This is a genomic window from Entomomonas moraniae (genome assembly GCF_003991975.1).
In the GTDB taxonomy this organism is placed as follows: domain Bacteria; phylum Pseudomonadota; class Gammaproteobacteria; order Pseudomonadales; family Pseudomonadaceae; genus Entomomonas; species Entomomonas moraniae.
Genome location: NZ_CP029822.1, coordinates 1,249,539 through 1,268,493, shown reverse-complemented (window position 1 = coordinate 1,268,493; position 18,955 = coordinate 1,249,539). Strand labels below are relative to the sequence as shown.

22 protein-coding genes are annotated in these 18,955 nt (G+C 37.9%); 11 read left to right on the top strand and 11 right to left on the bottom strand.

Features of this window, described 5'->3' with window-relative positions; genetic code table 11:
• Positions 1-45: 45 nt before the first annotated feature.
• The 7 genes from mfd (at position 46) to DM558_RS05910 (ending at position 7,137) form a co-directional block, all read left to right on the top strand.
• On the top strand, positions 46-3,495 hold the full coding sequence (mfd, locus tag DM558_RS05940; RefSeq protein WP_127162650.1) for a transcription-repair coupling factor: 3,450 nt from the start codon (positions 46-48) through the stop codon (positions 3,493-3,495).
• A 24-nt stretch (positions 3,496-3,519) separates the two neighbouring features.
• The gene (locus DM558_RS05935) at positions 3,520-3,702 is read left to right on the top strand and encodes a hypothetical protein (RefSeq protein ID WP_127162648.1); all 183 of its coding nucleotides are present in this window, start codon (positions 3,520-3,522) and stop codon (positions 3,700-3,702) included.
• A gap of 264 nt (positions 3,703-3,966) precedes the next feature.
• The gene (locus tag DM558_RS05930; RefSeq protein ID WP_127162646.1) at positions 3,967-4,959 is read left to right on the top strand and encodes a hypothetical protein; all 993 of its coding nucleotides are present in this window, start codon (positions 3,967-3,969) and stop codon (positions 4,957-4,959) included.
• Between the two features lie 231 nt (positions 4,960-5,190).
• Positions 5,191-5,781 carry a hypothetical protein gene (locus tag DM558_RS05925; RefSeq protein ID WP_127162644.1) on the top strand — a complete coding sequence of 197 codons (591 nt, stop codon included), beginning with the start codon at positions 5,191-5,193 and terminating at the stop codon, positions 5,779-5,781.
• A 3-nt stretch (positions 5,782-5,784) separates the two neighbouring features.
• Complete coding sequence (locus tag DM558_RS05920; RefSeq protein WP_127162642.1) at positions 5,785-6,309, top strand: GTP-binding protein; 525 nt, start codon at positions 5,785-5,787, stop codon at positions 6,307-6,309.
• 31 nt (positions 6,310-6,340) lie between these two features.
• Complete coding sequence (locus DM558_RS05915; RefSeq protein ID WP_127162640.1) at positions 6,341-6,754, top strand: roadblock/LC7 domain-containing protein; 414 nt, start codon at positions 6,341-6,343, stop codon at positions 6,752-6,754.
• 23 nt (positions 6,755-6,777) lie between these two features.
• The gene (locus DM558_RS05910; protein WP_127162638.1) at positions 6,778-7,137 is read left to right on the top strand and encodes a hypothetical protein; all 360 of its coding nucleotides are present in this window, start codon (positions 6,778-6,780) and stop codon (positions 7,135-7,137) included.
• Between the two features lie 69 nt (positions 7,138-7,206).
• Here the strand turns inward: DM558_RS05910 and DM558_RS05905 are convergent, their stop codons facing one another.
• The 7 genes from DM558_RS05905 to trxA form a co-directional block, all read right to left on the bottom strand.
• Positions 7,207-7,788: a DedA family protein gene (locus DM558_RS05905; protein WP_127162636.1), complete on the bottom strand. Its 582-nt coding sequence runs from the start codon at positions 7,786-7,788 to the stop codon at positions 7,207-7,209.
• 37 nt (positions 7,789-7,825) lie between these two features.
• Positions 7,826-8,227 (bottom strand): DUF4186 domain-containing protein, encoded by a 402-nt coding sequence (locus tag DM558_RS05900; protein ID WP_127162634.1) that lies wholly within the window; start codon positions 8,225-8,227, stop codon positions 7,826-7,828.
• The gene (locus DM558_RS05895; RefSeq protein WP_228411829.1) at positions 8,227-9,525 is read right to left on the bottom strand and encodes a lytic murein transglycosylase; all 1,299 of its coding nucleotides are present in this window, start codon (positions 9,523-9,525) and stop codon (positions 8,227-8,229) included. The genes DM558_RS05900 and DM558_RS05895 overlap by 1 nt, the downstream gene beginning before the upstream one ends.
• Positions 9,526-9,648: 123 nt before the next feature.
• Complete coding sequence (gene arfA / locus DM558_RS05890) at positions 9,649-9,801, bottom strand: alternative ribosome rescue factor ArfA (protein WP_177412505.1); 153 nt, start codon at positions 9,799-9,801, stop codon at positions 9,649-9,651.
• 79 nt (positions 9,802-9,880) lie between these two features.
• Entirely contained in the window at positions 9,881-10,783 is a 903-nt protein-coding gene (gene rimK, locus DM558_RS05885; RefSeq protein WP_127162630.1) for a 30S ribosomal protein S6--L-glutamate ligase, read from the bottom strand.
• A 14-nt stretch (positions 10,784-10,797) separates the two neighbouring features.
• Positions 10,798-11,256, bottom strand: coding sequence for a retropepsin-like aspartic endopeptidase RimB (gene rimB, locus DM558_RS05880; protein WP_109702953.1), 459 nt, complete (start codon positions 11,254-11,256; stop codon positions 10,798-10,800).
• A 6-nt stretch (positions 11,257-11,262) separates the two neighbouring features.
• A complete protein-coding gene (gene trxA / locus DM558_RS05875; RefSeq protein WP_109702952.1) occupies positions 11,263-11,628 on the bottom strand; it encodes a thioredoxin in 366 nt (121 codons plus the stop codon).
• Between the two features lie 199 nt (positions 11,629-11,827).
• Here trxA and trxB point away from each other — a divergent pair, with 199 nt between their 5' ends.
• The 3 genes from trxB to DM558_RS05860 are packed head-to-tail and all read left to right on the top strand — an operon-like array spanning position 11,828 to position 14,189.
• Entirely contained in the window at positions 11,828-12,775 is a 948-nt protein-coding gene (gene trxB, locus DM558_RS05870) for a thioredoxin-disulfide reductase (RefSeq protein WP_127162628.1), read from the top strand.
• Positions 12,776-12,780: 5 nt separating this feature from the next.
• Positions 12,781-13,482, top strand: a complete 702-nt coding sequence (gene aat / locus DM558_RS05865; RefSeq protein WP_109702950.1) for a leucyl/phenylalanyl-tRNA--protein transferase — start codon at positions 12,781-12,783, stop codon at positions 13,480-13,482.
• Positions 13,482-14,189: an arginyltransferase gene (locus DM558_RS05860; protein ID WP_407644308.1), complete on the top strand. Its 708-nt coding sequence runs from the start codon at positions 13,482-13,484 to the stop codon at positions 14,187-14,189. Before aat ends, DM558_RS05860 begins: the two co-directional genes overlap by 1 nt.
• A gap of 12 nt (positions 14,190-14,201) precedes the next feature.
• On the opposite strand, the gene DM558_RS05855 is transcribed toward DM558_RS05860, so the two are convergent.
• The 4 genes from DM558_RS05855 to DM558_RS05840 form a co-directional block, all read right to left on the bottom strand.
• A complete protein-coding gene (locus DM558_RS05855; RefSeq protein WP_127162624.1) occupies positions 14,202-14,753 on the bottom strand; it encodes a cytochrome b in 552 nt (183 codons plus the stop codon).
• 210 nt (positions 14,754-14,963) lie between these two features.
• Complete coding sequence (locus tag DM558_RS15625; protein WP_164731260.1) at positions 14,964-15,299, bottom strand: LbetaH domain-containing protein; 336 nt, start codon at positions 15,297-15,299, stop codon at positions 14,964-14,966.
• A 547-nt stretch (positions 15,300-15,846) separates the two neighbouring features.
• A complete protein-coding gene (locus DM558_RS05845; protein ID WP_127162620.1) occupies positions 15,847-17,736 on the bottom strand; it encodes an acyltransferase family protein in 1,890 nt (629 codons plus the stop codon).
• A gap of 73 nt (positions 17,737-17,809) precedes the next feature.
• Positions 17,810-18,331 carry a SprT family zinc-dependent metalloprotease gene (locus DM558_RS05840; protein ID WP_127162618.1) on the bottom strand — a complete coding sequence of 174 codons (522 nt, stop codon included), beginning with the start codon at positions 18,329-18,331 and terminating at the stop codon, positions 17,810-17,812.
• Between the two features lie 167 nt (positions 18,332-18,498).
• On the opposite strand from DM558_RS05840, the gene ndk reads away from it, so the two are divergent.
• Positions 18,499-18,930 carry a nucleoside-diphosphate kinase gene (gene ndk / locus DM558_RS05835; protein WP_127162616.1) on the top strand — a complete coding sequence of 144 codons (432 nt, stop codon included), beginning with the start codon at positions 18,499-18,501 and terminating at the stop codon, positions 18,928-18,930.
• Positions 18,931-18,955 lie beyond the last annotated feature (25 nt).

Genomic DNA, 18,955 nt, shown 5'->3' with positions numbered 1-18,955 from the left:
GTATAATCGTCCTCTTTAATTGGCTACTAGTGGAGCTATAACTTCGTGTCTGTTCTTGCCCTTCCTAAACTATCAAAGACCTCAAATAAACTACAATGGGGAAATTTAGTAGGTGCTTCTTTTGGTTTAGTTGTAGCCGAAGCCGCCTCAGCCTATCAGCATTTTACTTTGGTTTTAACACCGGATACTGCAAGTGCAGATCGATTAAGTCGTGAGCTAAAGTTTTTTGCGCCTCACACGACCGTACTTAACTTTCCTGACTGGGAAACGTTGCCTTATGATGTATTCTCCCCCCATCAAGACATTATTTCACAACGAATATCGACCCTATACCAATTACCTAACATTAAACAAGGTATTTTAGTCGTTCCTATTACTACCGTGTTACAGCGAATTGCGCCTGCTTCCTTTGTATTAGGTAGTGGTCTGGTGGTAAAAATTGGTGATAAAGTTAATGTTGAAGAGATGCGTGGCCGTTTAGAAAGTGTGGGCTATCGCTGTGTTGAAACTGTTTTCGAGCACGGTGAGTTCGCTGTGCGGGGCGCATTATTTGATTTATTCCCGATGGGGAGTAGTTTACCTTATCGTATTGATTTATTTGATGATGAAATCGAAACTTTACGTACCTTTGACCCTGAAACACAGCGTTCCATCGATAAAGTTGAGCAAATTAATTTATTGCCTGCTCATGAGTTTCCTCTTGATAAGCAGGCCATCAAAAACTTTAGAGAGCGTTTTAGAGAACAGTTTGATATCGATTATCGTCGCTGTCCTATTTATCAAGATTTAGAAACGGGTATTACACCATCAGGTATTGAGTATTATTTGCCTCTATTTTTTGAGCAAACTGCTACGTTATTTGATTACTTGCCTGACAATATGCAAGTTTTTTCATTACCAAATATTGAGGAATCGACGGAAACTTTCTGGCGTGATGTGAAAAACCGTTATGAAGATCGTCGTTATGATGTTGAAAAGCCAATTCTAGAGCCTAAGCAATTATTTTTATCGACCGATGAATGCTTTGGCTATTTAAAAAAATGGCCAAGAGTTACATTGCAACAAAGCAGTGTCGAGCAAGGCGCAAATAAACAAAATTTTTCACTACAGGCATTGCCTGATTTAACCATAGAGTCTCGGACAACAGAACCATTAAGTAAATTACGTCAGTTTATTGAGCAGTTTGAAGGGCGGTTATTATTTACAGCTGAAACGGCTGGGCGTCGAGAGGTTGTGCTTGAGTTATTAGCCCGTTTGAAAGTACGCCCCGTTGAAGTAGCTGGTTGGCAAGAATTTACAGAATGCAAAGAGCGAATAGCCATTACTGTGGCTAATCTAGATGACGGGCTTGTTTTAGAAAAGCCAGCGTTGGCATTGATTGCCGAAGCCCCCTTGTTTGGCCAAAAGATTTTACAACGCAGACGTCGCCAAAAAAGAGGCGAAGTAACCAATGAAAACATTGTTAAAAACCTGACGGAGTTACGAGAAGGTGCGCCTGTCGTACACATCGACCATGGAGTAGGACGTTATCAAGGTTTAGTGACGTTAGAATTAGACGACCAACCGCAAGAGTTTCTGATGTTAGAGTATGCAGAGGGAACCAAACTGTACGTTCCTGTCGCTAGCCTACACCTGATTGCCCGGTATACAGGGTCGGATGATGCGTTGGCACCTTTGCATCGTTTAGGTTCTGAGCAGTGGCAAAAAGCTCGCCGTAAAGCGGCAGAGCAAGTTCGAGATGTGGCCGCTGAATTGTTAGATATTTATGCCCGTCGTGCAGCTCGCAAAGGTTTTGCTTTTAGTAAACCAGAAAGTGACTACGCAGCTTTTGCAGCAGGATTCCCTTTTGAAGAAACGGTAGATCAGCAAGCTGCTATCGATGCTGTGTTAGAAGATATGACCGCTAGCAAGCCAATGGATCGTCTTATTTGTGGTGATGTTGGTTTTGGTAAAACAGAAGTGGCCATTCGTGCAGCCTTTATTGCTGTTCAAAGTGGAAAGCAAGTAGCTGTATTAGTGCCCACTACTTTATTGGCACAGCAACATTACAACAGTTTTAGAGACCGTTTCGCTGATTGGCCTGTGAAGGTGGAGGTATTGAGTCGTTTTAAATCCACCAAAGAGGTGAATCAAGCCATTGCTGAATTGGCAGAAGGTAAGATCGATATCATTATCGGAACGCATAAGTTATTACAAGAGGATGTGAAGTTTAAAAATTTAGGGTTGGTGGTTATTGATGAAGAACACCGATTTGGGGTTCGTCAAAAAGAACGCCTAAAAGCCTTGCGCAGTGAGGTGGATGTATTAACTATGACCGCGACCCCCATTCCTCGCACACTCAATATGGCGATGTCGGGGATGCGTGACCTATCCATTATTGCCACACCCCCTGCGCGCCGTTTGTCAGTACGTACTTTTGTGATGGAACAGCAAAACGCAGTGATTAAAGAAGCTTTGCTACGTGAGCTGCTTAGAGGGGGGCAGGTTTATTATTTGCATAATGATGTTAAAACCATTGAAAAGTGTGCAGCTGATCTTGCTGAACTTGTACCCGAGGCACGTATTGGCGTAGGGCATGGGCAAATGCGTGAGCGTGAACTTGAGCAAGTGATGGCTGATTTTTATCATAAGCGCTTTAATGTACTGGTGTCTTCAACCATTATTGAAACAGGTATTGATGTGCCAACGGCTAATACCATTGTGATTGAACGAGCAGATAAGTTTGGATTAGCGCAGTTACACCAACTGCGTGGGCGTGTAGGGCGTAGTCATCACCAAGCGTATGCTTATTTACTAACGCCCCCTAAAAAGAGCATGACAGATGATGCTCAAAAACGTTTAGAAGCGATTGCCAGTGCTCAAGATTTGGGCGCAGGTTTTGTGCTCGCTACCCATGATATGGAAATTCGTGGTACCGGTGAGTTATTAGGGGAAGGGCAAAGTGGGCAAATACAAGCGGTTGGCTTCTCGTTGTATATGGATATGCTTGATCGTGCGGTGAAAGCTATTCAAAAAGGAGAGGAGCCCAACTTAGAGCAACCATTGGGGGTGGGTACTGATATTAATTTACGTTTACCCGCATTAATTCCTGAAGATTATTTGCCCGATGTACATAATCGCCTAATCTTGTACAAACGTATTGCCTCTGCTACAACAGACGACGATTTAAAAGAACTGCAAGTAGAAATGATCGACCGTTTTGGCTTGTTGCCCGAGCCTGTTAAAAATCTGATTCGCCAAACACGTTTAAAAATAGAAGCAGAACAATTAGGTATCACCAAAATTGATGCAGGCCCACAGGGCGGTAAGGTTGAATTTTCGACCCACACAACAGTTGATCCTTTAACGTTGATAAAACTGATACAGGGTCAGCCTAAACACTATAAACTAGAAGGTGGTACAACATTTAAATTCCAGGTACCGATGGAGAGAGTTGATGAGCGTTTTACAACACTTGAAACGTTATTAGACAAATTAAAGATTAAAGCAGATTAATATTGATTACTAAGGGATTTTACTATGAGGCTTAAAGCCTTATGGGTTCTTAGTTTGTTGAGTTTACCTTTGTTAGCTAATGAGTTGGACAATAAACAACTGTTACCCGAAGTTAAGCAATTATTAGTTATCCCCGATTTGTTTGAACGAGACTTAGACCAGAATGGTTATGTTGGTATGCTAGCGCTGGATGTGCCAGTAGATTAAAATTACACTGCTATCGCTAAAAAAATGCTAATAAAAAATAATCGCTTATTACAAGTAGCCATTAGCAAGCAGGATGTTAAGTTACTTGATAACATAGTAAAAACAACAGATTACTATGATGAAAATAAAGCGCTCAAAGTAAATATGGGATATGGAACAGGTTATGAGTTTCCATGTGCTTCATTAAAAAATCTGCATAGTGTCGATCAAGTAGTAAAGGATAGGAAGTAGTTAACAGCACTAATCAAGGAAAGTAATGTTATTTTGGCACGTTATCGACAAATTCAGGCCAAGCCTTATTATAAGGCTTATCCTATGTCGGCAGAAATGCCAATACCACCTTATCATAAGAGTATTTATGCTTCGCAATTGCGTTTGGCTGAGGCTGTGTTTGCTATTGACGATGGTGATGTGCGTAAGGGATTAAAAATCTTACAAGATGAAATGGATTTTATTAAAAATAAATTGTTAGTGAATGGCTATTTGATTGATGTGATGATAGGCGTCAGGCAGTTATTAATCACCGCACACGTGTTAGAACAGTTAATTGATAGACCCCAGCTAAAGCCATATTTATCAGATCCACAGTTAACATTGTTATTTCAACCGCTAAACACAGCGCAGCAACAAATAATTGCCAGTACGTTTAGAAGAGAACAAGGATTTATGGTTATTAGTGGCTATTTTTCGACAAAGGAAACGATAGAAGAATATATTCATTTATGGAAAAAACTAGATTTTGATGATAATGGGGGAAGCTATTTTTGCCAGGCCAAAAAGTTAGGTTATCTATTAAAGTTTAATAAAATTTCAGCCATGAATTTAAACTATCAAAAACTTAATTTATTGATTAATAAGGCATCATTGGTGCTCCCTAGTTCATCAAGCGCCTATATTATTGATAGTGTAGCTAGTCATCAGCCTTTAACCATACAGGAAATTTACCAGCAGTATGGGGCAGATAATGTGTTGGGAGAAATAATGCTTGAATCAGATCAGCTTATTTCTTATTTATATCGTTTTTATGATGTTAATAATTATTTGTGGTTGATACAAGCCAAATTACAGATTAAGCGGTTAGCTATTTCTAAAAGTAGGGTGGTTGAGTTTTTATTACGATCAAATTATAAAAATTCTTATTCTCAACATCCCTTACAATGGAATTCTTGCTTGCAGTTATTATCTTCAGATTGGCTAGGTGTTATGGATGATGGTCGCGATGGCGATAGAGCAACTATTTATATTAAGTATGATTGATTAAAAATCATAATATGATTAATTAGGTAGTGCTAAGATTTCTTCTAAAGGCTGTATAAGTATGTTATTATAAGGCCAGTAATTTTTTGCTATATGTCTGCTTTTGGACATATTTCTATTGTTTTAGCTTTCAATTTTGAGAGATGTAGATTAGATTTTATGCGAACAGTATTTTATTCAACATTGTGTTTATCCAATAGGGAGCAGATTTTTTTTAGATCCGTGCTCGTTATGTATAATACACGGGATAATGCAACATGGAAGCAAAACGATACTGCAGCTGGCGTTCTTGTTGTCGGTAAAGATGCTACTCCAGAGCAAATGCTATCTATTCCTAATAATATCCGTGTAATATTGTCATTTAATACTGAAATTCAAAAAAATGGTTGTGATATTTTTTATGCCAGTACGCCTATAAAAGCAACTGAGTTAATAGAAAAAATTTACATGGCAGAGAGTGTGCTGCTTGGAACACAGAGTGAGCCTGAACCTGTTGAGAAAAATGTTGAATCACAAAAAGATATATCGCAGAAAGTACGTCTTTTACAGTGGCCAAAAGCAGAAATTTTAAAACAAGATAAGGCTTACCCTGTATTATCAACGTTGTTAAGCAAGTGCGCGATGACATTAGAAGAATTAACCGCTATCTCAACAAAGCCAGAAGAAGTTTGTCATGCTTTTATAGAGCAAATAATTAATAGTGGTGATGCCGAGTATGTGACAGCTGTAATGACTCCATCAAAAGTGATTGAGAAAAAAGCAGCACCAAAGAAAAGTTTATTAGATAGAATTCGTAATAGTTTAGGGCTTTTTCAGAAATAACTTATGATTGAAGAATACAAAATTCTCATAACGGGAACGATGGGAGCAGGAAAAACAACAGCAATTGCTGCTGTAAGTGAAATTCCACCTATTTCAACAGATGTATTAAATACTGATAAATCTGTGGATAAAGAAAAAACAACAGTGGCTTTTGATTATGGGATAGTCACAATTAGTGAAGATGAGCGCCTTAGAATCTATGGCACTCCAGGTCAACAGCGTTTTTCTTTTATGTGGCGTGTTTTATCCACTGGGGCACTAGGCGTTATTATTTTAGTGGATAACACCCGCCCTGATCCGTTTGAAGATTTAAGTATCTATTTAGAAAGCTTTAAAACGTTAATAGAAGAGCGCAGCTGTGTTATTTGTATTACAAAAGCAGACCCAGATGATACAGATATTATTAACCAGTTCTCAGCATTTACTGCTGCCCAAGGAGTCATTTGTCCTATTGTAACGGCTGATGTACGACTTAAAGAAGATGTTCTTATGCTATTAGATTTATTGCTTACGCAACTCTATGTTTAGTCAATATTTAATTAATTTATGAGTAATATTAATGGCGGAAAATAAAGTTTCAGTTTTAACTCCAAAAGTGATTAAGCTTGCTGCAGCAAGAGAGTTAGATAAGTTAATGAGTGTTGCTACGGGTATTGAAAGTGCTGTTTTAACTACAGAAGATGGATTTGAGGTAGCGTTTAAGTCTACTGATGAGACAGTCGACCCTTCAAAGTTAGCTGCAATGGCGAGTTCATTATCAGCTATCAGTAACATGTCAATTTGTGAGACAAATTTAGGGACAGAGTACAACAGTATAATTATTGAAAGTGATAAAGGTTATATTGTAATTATGGATATAGACAACGAAGCATTTCCGATGATTCTCAATGTTGTGGCATCGAAAAATGCGGTTTTAGGTCAAATACTTTATCATGCCCGAGCAGTTGTTGATGCTTTTAATAGTAAAGTTTAGTTTTATGTAAATAGGAGAAGGTAATGAGTAATATTCAAGAGTCTTTAGAAAAGTTATTAACTGTTGATGGTGCGATGGTTGCAGCTTTGGTGGACTCATCTAGCGGTATGATGCTAGGTGGTAAAGGGGCAGGGCTTGATATTGAATTAGCTTGTGCAGGTAATACTGAAGTAGTTCGTGCTAAGCTTAAAACAATGAAATCATTAAATCTTAATGATCACATTGAAGATATTTTAATTACTTTAGGTAAGCAATACCATATTATTCGCCCATTAGAAAGTAAGCCAGATATTTTCTTATACTTCGTATTGGATAAATCTAAATCAAACTTAGCGTTAGCGCGTAGAAGTTTATTAGATGTCAGTGGCGAAATTAAGTTTTAATTGTACTTTTGGTTATTAATAAAAGCTGGTTGATGTCCAAGAACATCCACCAGCTTTTTATTTATAAAGTTAATCATCAATGTCACTTTCTGTTTGTCGATGTCGTTTGCTAATCAGCGTTCTAATAATGAAAAAAACAGTAAATACTATCGCCGCAACAATTAGAAGAGGGATTATATTATTGCCGAGCTTTTGTAGTTTTTCTTGAAATATTCTCCCTGCACTGTAGCCGATTGTCACAAAAATAGATGACCACAGGGCTGCACCTACTGCATTACAGATAATAAATCGTAGTGTATTGATTTTGGCGATACCTATTGCCATAGGGCCAATAGTTCTAAGTCCATAGAGAAATCGTAAACCGATAATTGCAATTAAGTCATATTTACGAACGATTAATTCAGCTTTTTTAATTTTGCCTTTGTATCTAGGAAATCGCTTAATGATGGCTGCACCATAATGATGACCTATTAAAAAAAATACAGAGTCCCATAACCAACCACCCAAAAAGGCCATTAAATATACAAGGGGGAGACTTAGTTGTGTATTAGCTGCTAGGCCACCCAGCACCGCGACCGTTTCACCTTCAAGCATACAACCTAGAGCAATTGCAAGATAGCCATATTGGGCAATAAATGTGCTTAAATCCACCGTGTGAACCTAGAGATGTGTTTAATAAAGTTGGTCATTATAACAAGGATAAGTTTTTGCTAACACTTTTTCTTATTTCAAATTTTTCTTGGTTAAGCCAGAGCATAATAACGCGAACAATATATTGTTGTTGTGGTGATGTTAACTCGAAACCTTTAGGAATGTTGTGCCATTTCAGTAAGCAACTACGGCAACAGGTTGCTGTAGCATGCTGTGCAACAAAAACAGGATGTCCTTTCCAAGGGGTTTGTTTCCCATCGTTAACGGGATGAGCAGGCGCTAAGCGCTGACTAATAAACTCAGTGGCATGTTTAGCGATGACAGACTTTCCTTTTAGTTTCAGATAACTATAGTCTTTTTCACTAAGTTTAATGCTAGAGCGAAATTTTGATTGGCTAAGTTTCTGAAATAATATGGCTAGCTGGGAACCTAACTCCATTATTTAGTACGCAATTGATTCAGTAAATTATGGCTTGGATACCCATCAGCAGCAACACCTATTGTTTTTTGAAAGCCTCTGATTGCTTGGCGTGTATTAGCACCTATGATCCCATCGGCATGGCCTGCACTAAAACCTTGTTGATCGAGTAAAGTTTGTAATTCTTTTCGCTCCGTTCTTGATAGCGGTTTATCTGAGGTAGGCCAACTGTGTATGATTTGCCCTGGTTTACCTTTAAAGTTGTCGGCTAATAAGCTGACGGCAAGAGCGTATGAGGTGGAGTTATTGTATTTCATAATGGCGAAGAAATTACGATATACAATAAAGGCAGGGCCATTAGCGCCTGCGGGTAAAATAATAGCCGCTTGTAGGTTTTGCTCAGTATTAGGAATAGGTTGCCCGTTGATAAGTGTGACACTATGATTTATCCACTCAGAAACTGATTTTTTTGTGGATATATCTGTCTGAGAGTAGTCAAAGTTTTTAGGTAACTTTACTTCATGTCCCCATGTTTCTTTATATTGCCAGCCTGAGGTTTGCAAATAGTTTGCAGTAGAGGCTAGGGCATCAGGTATGGATGTCCAAATATTTCTATGTCCATCGCCATCAAAATCAACGGCGAGCGCTAAATAAGTGGTGGGGATAAATTGTGTTTGCCCCATGGCCCCAGCCCATGAGCCTTTCATGTCTTTTACTTCAACATCTTTATTTTGTAATATTTTTAAAGCAGCAATGAGTTGTTCTTTTGCAAATTTACTACGTCTACCTTCATAAGCTAAAGTAGCTAAGGAACGAATGACATTTTTGTTGCCTGTAAAACCACCATAACCACTTTCCATACCCCATATGGCAATAAAGACTTCTTGATCGATATGGTAGTTTTGTTCAATATCATCGAGTAATTTTTTGTTTTCTTGAATTTTCTTATTACCATTACTGATTCTTGTCTTAGAAACGGCTGTGTCTAAGTATTCCCATACGGGGCGGGTAAACTCTGGTTGGCTGCGGTCAGCTTTTACTACGTCAGGATCTGGGGTTATTCCTTGAAATGACTGATCAAATACATGGGGGGTGATGCCCTTTGTTATTGCATAAGCTTTAAATTCAGTTAGCCACTCGTTAAAGCTTTGGCTAGGATTATCAACGATTAACTCTTCTTCTGATGTAGTCTTTACCATAGGTTGAGAGCTTTTTTCTGTTACATTGACAGGTTGAGTATACGTATTGGTTGCTGATTGAGAGCAAGCTGTTAAAAAGAGTGATAATGTTAAACCTGCGCAAGTAGCACGATAGAGCATGAGTGGCCTCATTTTACAAAGAAAAATATTCTATTTATTTTACTCTTTTATGATGTAATAGTCTTTAGGGGATTAAATAATGTAAGCTTAAAGAAAGGAAAGAAAGTGTAGAGCTTTTATTTATTAGGCTATAAAAAAAGCCCCATTATAGTAGTTATGTGGGGCCTTTCGGTTATAGCTGCCTTTTCCTTTGACTGGTTTTTGGGTTCGCGTGCGGAAGAGAGGTTGCATGACCAAACGTTTTGCTTTACTTGGTTCGCGACGCATTTTTTTCATATTTTTCTCCTTTTGAAAAAGAATATACTGACAGAAAATACAGCGTTATTGCAATGTATAGAATGGTTAAATTAAGTATTTATTCAGTTATTTTCACTTTTCTATGATGAGCAAAGCGATTTTCTAAGAATTGAATAATTAAACTTGCAATATCTTGTTGGGCTATGTTTTCAATGCCTTCTAGTCCTGGCGAGGAGTTAACTTCCATGACGAGTGGACCACGATTGGAACGTAAAATATCAACCCCAGCAACCTGTAAACCCAATACTTTCGTTGCTTTAATCGCGATTGCTCGCTCTTGTGATGTTATTTTAACGTGTTCTGCTGCACCGCCACAGTGCAGATTAGAGCGGAATTCTCCTGGTTCTGCTTGACGCTTCATGGCGGCAATCACTTTACCACCGATTACAAAACAGCGGATATCAGCACCTTCTGCTTCTTTTATGTATTCTTGTACCATCATATGGTGTTTAAGTTTCATGAAGGATTGTAATACAGATTCAGCAGCTTTTTGGTTTTCACACAGTACTACACCTAATCCTTGAGTCCCCTCTAGTAGTTTTATGACGAGAGGAGCTCCTCCCACCATTTGTATGAGATTTGGGATGTCATCAGGTGAATGGGCAAATCCTGTAATGGGTAAGTCGATGCCTTGGGTGGATAATAGTTGCAAGCAATGGAGTTTATCACGTGATTTTTTGATCGCCGTAGAGCTATTAAGTGCTAGCACATTCATCATTTCAAATTGGCGCAGTAAAGCACAGCCATAAAATGTAATGGACGCACCAATGCGTGGAATGACTGCATCGATGTTGGATAATATCTCCCCTTGAGAAAAAGCTTGTGGCTGCAAGCTTGTAATGTTCATATAAGCGCGCAGTGGGTTTATAACGATGACCTCATGTCCCCTTGAAGTGCATGCCTCCATCAACCTTTTGGTTGAGTATAATGCAGGGTTGCGAGATAAAATGGCTATTTTCATAACGTAGGTATCCGCTAGTTTGGAGGCAAAAGCGTAAAAGAGGGTTTGGACTGCACATAGCTCAACGCTGGATTGACTAGAATTTCCCCATCAATTAAAGCTTTGGAACCTAGTAAAACACGGTATTGCATTGTTCTACGGCATGCTAATGTAAATTCTACAGGCCATGTATGATTACCTAACGTCAGCTGTGTTGTAATAACATAACGACTTTGCGATAAGCCGTTAGAGCTTTTTATAGTTTTTGTGCTGACAAGGGGAGCTTCGCATCGATGGCCTCGTTGTACGAGTGTTCCAATATGCGCTGTAAAGCGAACCCATTTTTTATTATTGCGATTAAAAACTTCAATGTCTGTGGCGTGTAAACTGGAGGTGCTCGCTCCAGTATCAATTTTTGCACGTAGCCCAATTACACCAAGCTCTGGTAGGCTGATCCACTCATAAAGTCCTACAATAAAGGGAGCTTCTTTCATTGATGATTAGTCATTTTTTTGTGCTGCAATTTCTGCTTTGATTTTTTCCATATCCAGTTCTTTAACCTGTGCAATTAGATCATCTAATGCATTTGCTGGTAATGCGCCTGACTCAAAATATACAACAACCTTTTCACGAAAGACAGCAATCGTCGGAATAGAACGAACGCTAAAGCTATTGGCGAGTGCTTCTTGTTCTTCTGTATTAATTTTTCCAAACACAATATCAGGGTGCTTCTCTGATGCGCTTTCAAAGGTTGGGGCAAAGTTGCGACAAGGGCCACACCATGAAGCCCAAAAATCTAATATGACAATTTCGTTAGACTCTATAATATTTTCAAAGTTGTCATTTGTAATTTCAACAGTAGCCATTTTTTATCTCTCTACTTGGTTTTAAATAATTGCTTGATACTCTTTTCATTGTAACTCGTTTAAGGTTGTAAACTGAAATAGTTATTATGTGCTAAGGTCATTAATTAAATTAATTACGATGATTAGTTTTGATAGGGGGGTATCAGATAGTTTTATGTTGTACAATAGACGCAATTAAAAATATGAGGGGCGAAGAGTTATGTCTGATATTAAACATTCTAAAGTCATTATTTTGGGTGCAGGCCCTGCGGGTTACACAGCGGCCGTTTATGCGGCACGTGCTAACTTGTCCCCATTGTTGATTACGGGGATGCAGCCAGGTGGACAATTAACAACGACTACTGAGGTGGATAACTGGCCAGGTGATGTTGAAGGTGTACAGGGGCCTGATTTGATGGCGCGTATGCAAAAACATGCTGAGCGATTTGCAACCGAAATTGTTTATGACCATATTAATCAAGCTGATTTATCAAAGAAACCCTTTATTCTTGTCGGTGATAGTGGCACTTATACTTGTGATTCATTAATTGTTGCTACTGGCGCTTCTGCGCAATACTTAGGGTTGCCTTCGGAAACCCAATTTATGGGTAAAGGTGTGTCTGCTTGTGCGACTTGTGATGGTTTTTTCTATAAAAACCAAGTGGTTGCTGTTGTTGGTGGTGGAAATACTGCTGTTGAAGAGGCGTTATACCTTTCGAATATAGCAAAAGAGGTGCATGTTATTCACCGTAGAGATAAGTTACGCTGTGAAAAAATTATGCAAGATAAGCTCTTTGAAAAAGCTAAAACAGGTAATGTAGTGATTCATTGGAATACTGAACTTGATGAAGTATTAGGTGATAAAACGGGAGTGACAGGTGTTTCTTTAAAGAGTGTAGCTACGGGTGAAAAAACTACTCTAAATTTAATGGGTGTTTTTATTGCAATAGGCCACAAACCTAATACCGATATTTTTCAAAACCAGTTAGCGTTAGATAATGGTTATATAAAAATTTGTGGTGGTAAGTTAGGCGTGACGGCTACCAGTATTGAAGGTGTTTTTGCGGCAGGTGATGTGGCTGATCAAGTTTATCGCCAAGCAATTACTTCAGCAGGTGCTGGTTGTATGGCTGCCTTGGATGTAGAACGTTATTTAGATGGATTATAGAGATTATGTCGTTGACTCTATTGTCGGATGAGGACTTGACTTTTCCGCCTTTAGAACAGGCGCTAACAGAGCCTGATGGGTTATTAGCCATGGGGGGAGACTTATCTCCTACACGTTTAGAGGCAGCCTATAGGCATGGTTGTTTCCCATGGTTTAATCCTGAAGATCCTATTTTGTGGTGGTCGCCTGATCCGAGAATGGTTTTATTTCCTGATCAGTTACATGTTTCTCGTAGTATGCGTAGATTGTTGAATGCTTCAACGTTTGATGTGACCTATGATCAAGAGTTTAGTGCTGTCATTGAGGGGTGTAGTCAACCTAGAGACTATACGGATTTGACATGGATTACTGACGATATGCGTCAAGCTTATCTTACACTGCATGAGTTAGGATTAGCTCATTCCGTAGAGATTTGGCAACAGGGGGAGTTAGTAGGTGGTTTGTATGGTCTGCTTATTGGCCGCTTGTTTTTTGGTGAGTCGATGTTTAGCCGTGTGACGAATGCCTCTAAGTTTGGTTTTATTCAGTTAGTTTATAAGTTAAGAAAAGCAGGTGTTGTATTAATTGATTGTCAAATGCATACCAGTCATTTACAAAGCCTTGGTGCAGATTTAATACCACGAAAAGTATTTGCTAGTTATTTGCGTGATTACCAATATCAATCTATTTCTATTGACTGGAAATATTCTGATGGGATGGTAGGATGATAAAAGACTTATCTGATATTACGCTTTACATGGCAGACGCTCATCCCTGTAGTTACTTAGTCAATCAAAAAGCATCGACTGTTTTTGTAGACCCTAAATTGGTTTTAACTAAAGAGCAATATAGCCATTTTTCAAATTTAGGGTTTAGGCGAAGTGGCCATTATATCTATCAACCTCATTGTGCAAACTGCCATGCTTGTGTTCCTGTCAGAGTGGTAGTAGCAAAGTTTGTACCTGATCGCCAGCAAAAGCGAGCGATAAGAAATAATCAAGATTTGATCATTCAAAAAGTCATACCTTGTGATACGGATGAGCATTTTGATCTGTATGAGCGTTATATTAATACAAGGCACCGTGATGGTGATATGTATCCTGCTACACGGGAGCAGTATCAAAGTTTTTTGGTAGATGTTCCTGAATATTGTTCATTCTATGAGTTTCGAAAAAAAGAAAAGTTATTAGCGGTGGCTGTTATTGATACATTAGAAAATCATCTTTCTGCCGTCTATACTTTTTTTGAGCCAGATGAAGTAAAGCGCAGTTTAGGGCAGTATGCCATTTTGTGGCAGATTAAGGAGTGTCAAAGGCTAGGGCTTGATTACTTGTCATTAGGGTATTGGATTAAAAATTGTCGTAAAATGAGTTATAAATTGCAGTACAGACCCATCGAGTTATTCATTAATCAGCGATGGGTTCAGATGAGTTAAGCAAGTAGGGAGTTATTTTTTCTTATGATTAGGCGCCATGCTCATAAGAATATTGTCTTTATCAATAAAATGGTGCTTTAAGGCGATAAGGATATGCCCCGCAACCAGTAATCCACAAAACCAAGCGAGATAAACATGAATATCTTTGACGATAGATGCATACTGTGGATTAGGACTTGCTAGAGGCGGGAGTTCTAAAAGACCTGCTAGTAGGACGGGTCTTCCTGCAAAAGAGCTCATGAGCCAACCACTGATAGGTAAACACAGTAAGGCAAATAGATAAAGAGCAATATGGCCTAGTTTAGCCATTAGTTTTGCATGTTGACTCATTGTGTTAGGCAGTGCGGGTGGTGTATGAGTAAGTCGCCACAAAATACGGATAATGATGAGAACAAGCAGGGTACTAGCCACTGCCTTGTGTAGTGATGTAAGACCATGATTTGGATTGAACATTTCTCTTCCATAAACTGCTATCATTCCTATTACCCAAACAAAAATCCATATAAATGCCATGAGCCAATGGATGAACTTTGCTGTGGCTGTATAGCTTTGTTGATTTGTCATTGATATTCCTTTTAATAGTTTTTAATTTTAAATTTAAGCTAATTTCTTAATTTAATACTAAATAGCTTAGAAATTGATTTTATAGACTCTAAGAGCAAATAATCAATAGATGGTATAGACTATTCTACTTTTGGTTGTAATAAAAAAACACCATGGCTTTTTTTATAATTAAAAAGAGCTTTTATTTATTATTCATTCCTTGATAAATGGTCAGTTTTTTTCATTGAGTAGCCTACACTTGTTATGAGTGATTTGGATCGTTTGATAGTGTGCTTTTTCTCTTGGTATGTTACTTATTTCTTTTAAGAACTCCGCAGGTTTGTTCATAGGTAATGTTTTCAATACCTCAATAGGGTAATCCCACCATTGACTCTCCAATAGCCCTTGACTGATTTCTTCAGGGAAACGGTACCTAATAATTTTTGCTGGGTTACCTACAACAATAGCGTAGGGCGGAATATCTTTTGCTAAAACTGAGCGAGCACCAATAATAGCAACTGTTCCAACATTAACGCCCTCCATGACGATAGCGTTTATTCCCATCATTACATCATGACCAATAGTGGCTAGTTTTAAAGGTGGAGTGTAAACTAGAGGGAACTCCTCAGAGTATTGTATGCCATGACAGCTAACCCAATCTAAAGGGTGTGTGTATTTTTTATGGCCTATATAAGCATCAGTACTTATCGCACAAAAACGACCTATACTTTTAACTAAATGTAAGCGACCTGTAGTACGAATATGAGTATAAGCTCCAATAGAGACTACGTGTAATGTTTTTATTTTTTGATGACCGAGAGTAATACATGTTCTTCCATTAGGAGTGTTGAGTATTTACTAACAGCGACTGTTCTATTTGTTAGTTTAAAATTGTGTTTGCGAATCCACTTCTTCTAATGTTTATCAAATAACATACTGCCTACATATCTAGTATTGAGTAAAAAAAGGGGGAGATAAAATGAATAATAAATTAAAAGCTATTATATATTAGTTATAGAATGGTTGTGAGTAATCGATATAACAACTGCATGGTAAGGTAAACACTGTCTTTACCGTTAGAACAGTGTTTACTGTGTTGTTTTTAATCTTAAGGTTATTTCTTAAATAGCGGTGTGAATAAAGGAAACAAGAGCGCACTGCCTCTATTATTTAAATGATTATCATCGTTATAGATAGATTCTCCATTGATTGAACCTATACAAAGTTTACCATCAGGGCATAAAAAAAGCGTAGGGTCTAATAGTTTGATACCACATTGTTCTTTAGCCTCATCCATAATCTTAAGTATAAATGCTTGGCGATCATAATATTGCTTTATTGGAAGTGTAATATCTAGGACATGGCTAGTGAAATGTTTTTGCATTTTTAAGCTTTTGACAACATCCGTCCGCATTTCAGGAATCGGTTTAATAATATAAACAGGCCTTTGTTTTGTTAGCTTACATACAGTATTTAAATAAGCTTTACGGTAAGTCTCTAAGTATTTTTGACGGTCATAATTATTGATGCCATCAAATCTTGCAAAATGACCTCCTAAATCAATTGGATCTGGATATAAGCTGGCTCGATTGATGATAAAAAGAGGTACATTAGGATACTGTGTTGCCAATTGGTTAAATATTTTACTGTTAAGTTTATGGCAATAAGCTGTTTCGCTTTTACTTTTGAAGTGAAAATCTTCAAGTGTGGGACATCCATGGCGTGCCCATACAATCGTCTGCTCTGGATTTACATGGCGCATAGTTTCTGAAATAGCATCGGTATGGCTATCGCCGATGATGATGGCTTGGGGCTGGCCTTCGCCATATTTACAATCAATAAAATCGTCATCAGATGGAGGAGAGCAATTCTTACGTATTATCTGATTGGTTTTCACTGTCTCATCAGTGTAATAGTGTTTTTTTACATAGGAGGCAATGGTTGGGCTAACAATCCCACCTAATATAATAACAACAGACAGATATTTAATTATAGCTATGCGTCGTGTGTTTTTTCTTTTTAAGAAAAACTGTTCAGCACAGTAATAGGAGATAGTTGCTAGGATAAATGTGGTGGCAATGCCTGTTACAATATAGGTGGGATTATCTAATGAACCAGAATAATAGAGAAACACAGCAATCGGCCAATGCCATAGATACGCGGAATAAGAAACTTTTCCTATAAATTGTGCAATAATATTTCCAGTAATTATGGAGTCTCTATTACCATAGAGGATCATCATTGTTCCGATAACGGGTACTAAGGTTCGGTAACTTGGCCAATCCCCGCCCTCTGAGAAATACAATATACTAAAAATAACTAAGAAAAGCCCTGAGAGCTCGAATGTACTTCGAGTTTTATTACCTAATGTCAGTGGGAATAAAAAGACAATTCCTCCTGCGATCATCTCCCATGCACGGGTAGGTAAGAGATAGAAAGTAGCCGTAGGATTTTCATGAACATAAATACTGGCACCTATGAGTGAAAAAGCAGCAACTATTAATAATAACGTCTTGACTACATTTTCATTAAAGAAGCGGCAAAGTAAGGTTATAACAATAGGGTATATAATATAAAATTGCCATTCAACAGATAGTGACCATGTATGCAGTAACCAATTTTCTTGCATGGGGGTAGCAAAATAGCCCGTTTTGTGGCTAAAGTAGAGATTAGAAGTGAAGAAAATACTGGATTTTATACACCGTAATAACTCTCTATATTCGATAGGTTCTAAATAGACGAATCCTAATACCATGAGTATTGTACAAAGCACAGCCAGTGCTGGAATAATACGTTTGGCTCGTGAAATATAGAAGTCTACTAGCGAAAATTTTTCCCCCCGGATTCGAGTGAAAATAATAGCTGTCATTAAGTAACCAGAGATGACAAAGAAAATATCTACCCCTGCAAAACCGCCTGTAAACCCTTTGATTTTAAAATGAAATAGTATCACTGCAAGTATTGCAATAGCTCTTAGTCCATTAATATCTTTTCTAAATGTCATGATTATACGTTAGTTTTATAATTAAATTGCATACTCTAATCGATAATATATAAAATTACCAAAAAATAATAATCTAAGGTTTCTGCTCTGTAGTATTTCTGAAATACAGTATGGTCTGACAACGTTTACACAGGTATTTTCTTCCCCTTTTTATAGCATTATGTCTTCTTATGGTTAGTGTGTGTTGGGTCGGGCAATGACAGCCGTAAAGATAGTAGGTTGTTGGTTTTCGTTTGACCTCATAATGATGACAGCGTTCGGCAGGTACTTGGTAGACCGCATTCATAATATGTTGCCATTCTTTGCCATGAGGGCGAATTTTTAGACCAAATAAATGATACGCTAATAGATGTGCTATTTCGTGGGGCACGGTTTGTTGTAAAAAATGCTGCTGGTTGTTTATTAGTAGCTCTTTATTAAAACGTAATAAGTTTAAGCTAGGGGTTGCTGTTCCCGCACTAAGACCTCTTAGATCGATTTTCACTTTTGGACGATTAAATGTACGATGAAAAAACAACTCAGCTCTTTGGTAGTAGTGCTCTATTGCATTATTTAGATGATAGATTAATTGCTGATCGTCAGAGAGCGGAAGCATATTGGTAGCAATGAAGTATAATAAATTAATTAAAAATAAAAAACATCATAACAGTTTTCTTGATGCTTTGTAATTTTGTTACAGGGAGTACATTTTTATTATAGGATTATTCTTATAATATAAGTATAATTGATTACTTTAAGCCCATTTTTTATTGAGGAATTTTTATGGCTGTTGAACGCACACTTTCTATTATTAAACCTGACGCTGTTGCAAAAAATGCAATTGGTGAAATCATCACTCGTTTTGAGAAGGCTGGTTTAAAAGTAGTTGCAGCAAAAATGGTACAGTTATCAGCACGTGAAGCGGGTGGGTTTTATGCAGAGCATAAAGAGCGTCCCTTTTTCAAAGATTTAGTTTCATTCATGACTTCTGGCCCTGTTGTTGTTCAGGTACTTGAAGGTGATAATGCGATTGCTAAAAACCGTGAGCTAATGGGCGCTACTGATCCTAAAAAAGCAGAAAAAGGTACAATTCGTGCTGATTTTGCTGTTTCTATTGATGAGAATGCTGTGCACGGATCAGACTCTGTTGCTTCTGCTGCACGTGAAATTAGTTATTTTTTTGCAGCGACTGAAGTATGTGAACGAATTCGTTAAGTTGTTGTAATAAGAAATAAGAATA

Excerpts from the sequence above, each read along its gene's own strand:
- rimB (WP_109702953.1), bottom strand. The coding sequence starts at position 11,256 with ATGAAAGAAGCTCCCTTTATTGTAGGACTTTATGAGTGGATCAGCCTA.
- ndk (WP_127162616.1), top strand. The coding sequence starts at position 18,499 with ATGGCTGTTGAACGCACACTTTCTATTATTAAACCTGACGCTGTTGCA.
- DM558_RS15625 (WP_164731260.1), bottom strand. The coding sequence starts at position 15,299 with ATGATGGGAATAAACGCTATCGTCATGGAGGGCGTTAATGTTGGAACA.
- DM558_RS05845 (WP_127162620.1), bottom strand. The coding sequence starts at position 17,736 with ATGACATTTAGAAAAGATATTAATGGACTAAGAGCTATTGCAATACTT.
- DM558_RS05920 (WP_127162642.1), top strand. The coding sequence starts at position 5,785 with ATGATTGAAGAATACAAAATTCTCATAACGGGAACGATGGGAGCAGGA.
- DM558_RS05925 (WP_127162644.1), top strand. The coding sequence starts at position 5,191 with ATGTATAATACACGGGATAATGCAACATGGAAGCAAAACGATACTGCA.
- DM558_RS05935 (WP_127162648.1), top strand. The coding sequence starts at position 3,520 with ATGAGGCTTAAAGCCTTATGGGTTCTTAGTTTGTTGAGTTTACCTTTG.
- DM558_RS05895 (WP_228411829.1), bottom strand. The coding sequence starts at position 9,525 with ATGCTCTATCGTGCTACTTGCGCAGGTTTAACATTATCACTCTTTTTA.
- DM558_RS05900 (WP_127162634.1), bottom strand. The coding sequence starts at position 8,227 with ATGGAGTTAGGTTCCCAGCTAGCCATATTATTTCAGAAACTTAGCCAA.
- rimK (WP_127162630.1), bottom strand. The coding sequence starts at position 10,783 with ATGAAAATAGCCATTTTATCTCGCAACCCTGCATTATACTCAACCAAA.
- DM558_RS05910 (WP_127162638.1), top strand. The coding sequence starts at position 6,778 with ATGAGTAATATTCAAGAGTCTTTAGAAAAGTTATTAACTGTTGATGGT.
- arfA (WP_177412505.1), bottom strand. The coding sequence starts at position 9,801 with ATGAAAAAAATGCGTCGCGAACCAAGTAAAGCAAAACGTTTGGTCATG.
- DM558_RS05840 (WP_127162618.1), bottom strand. The coding sequence starts at position 18,331 with ATGCTTCCGCTCTCTGACGATCAGCAATTAATCTATCATCTAAATAAT.
- trxB (WP_127162628.1), top strand. The coding sequence starts at position 11,828 with ATGTCTGATATTAAACATTCTAAAGTCATTATTTTGGGTGCAGGCCCT.
- trxA (WP_109702952.1), bottom strand. The coding sequence starts at position 11,628 with ATGGCTACTGTTGAAATTACAAATGACAACTTTGAAAATATTATAGAG.
- DM558_RS05915 (WP_127162640.1), top strand. The coding sequence starts at position 6,341 with ATGGCGGAAAATAAAGTTTCAGTTTTAACTCCAAAAGTGATTAAGCTT.
- aat (WP_109702950.1), top strand. The coding sequence starts at position 12,781 with ATGTCGTTGACTCTATTGTCGGATGAGGACTTGACTTTTCCGCCTTTA.
- DM558_RS05855 (WP_127162624.1), bottom strand. The coding sequence starts at position 14,753 with ATGACAAATCAACAAAGCTATACAGCCACAGCAAAGTTCATCCATTGG.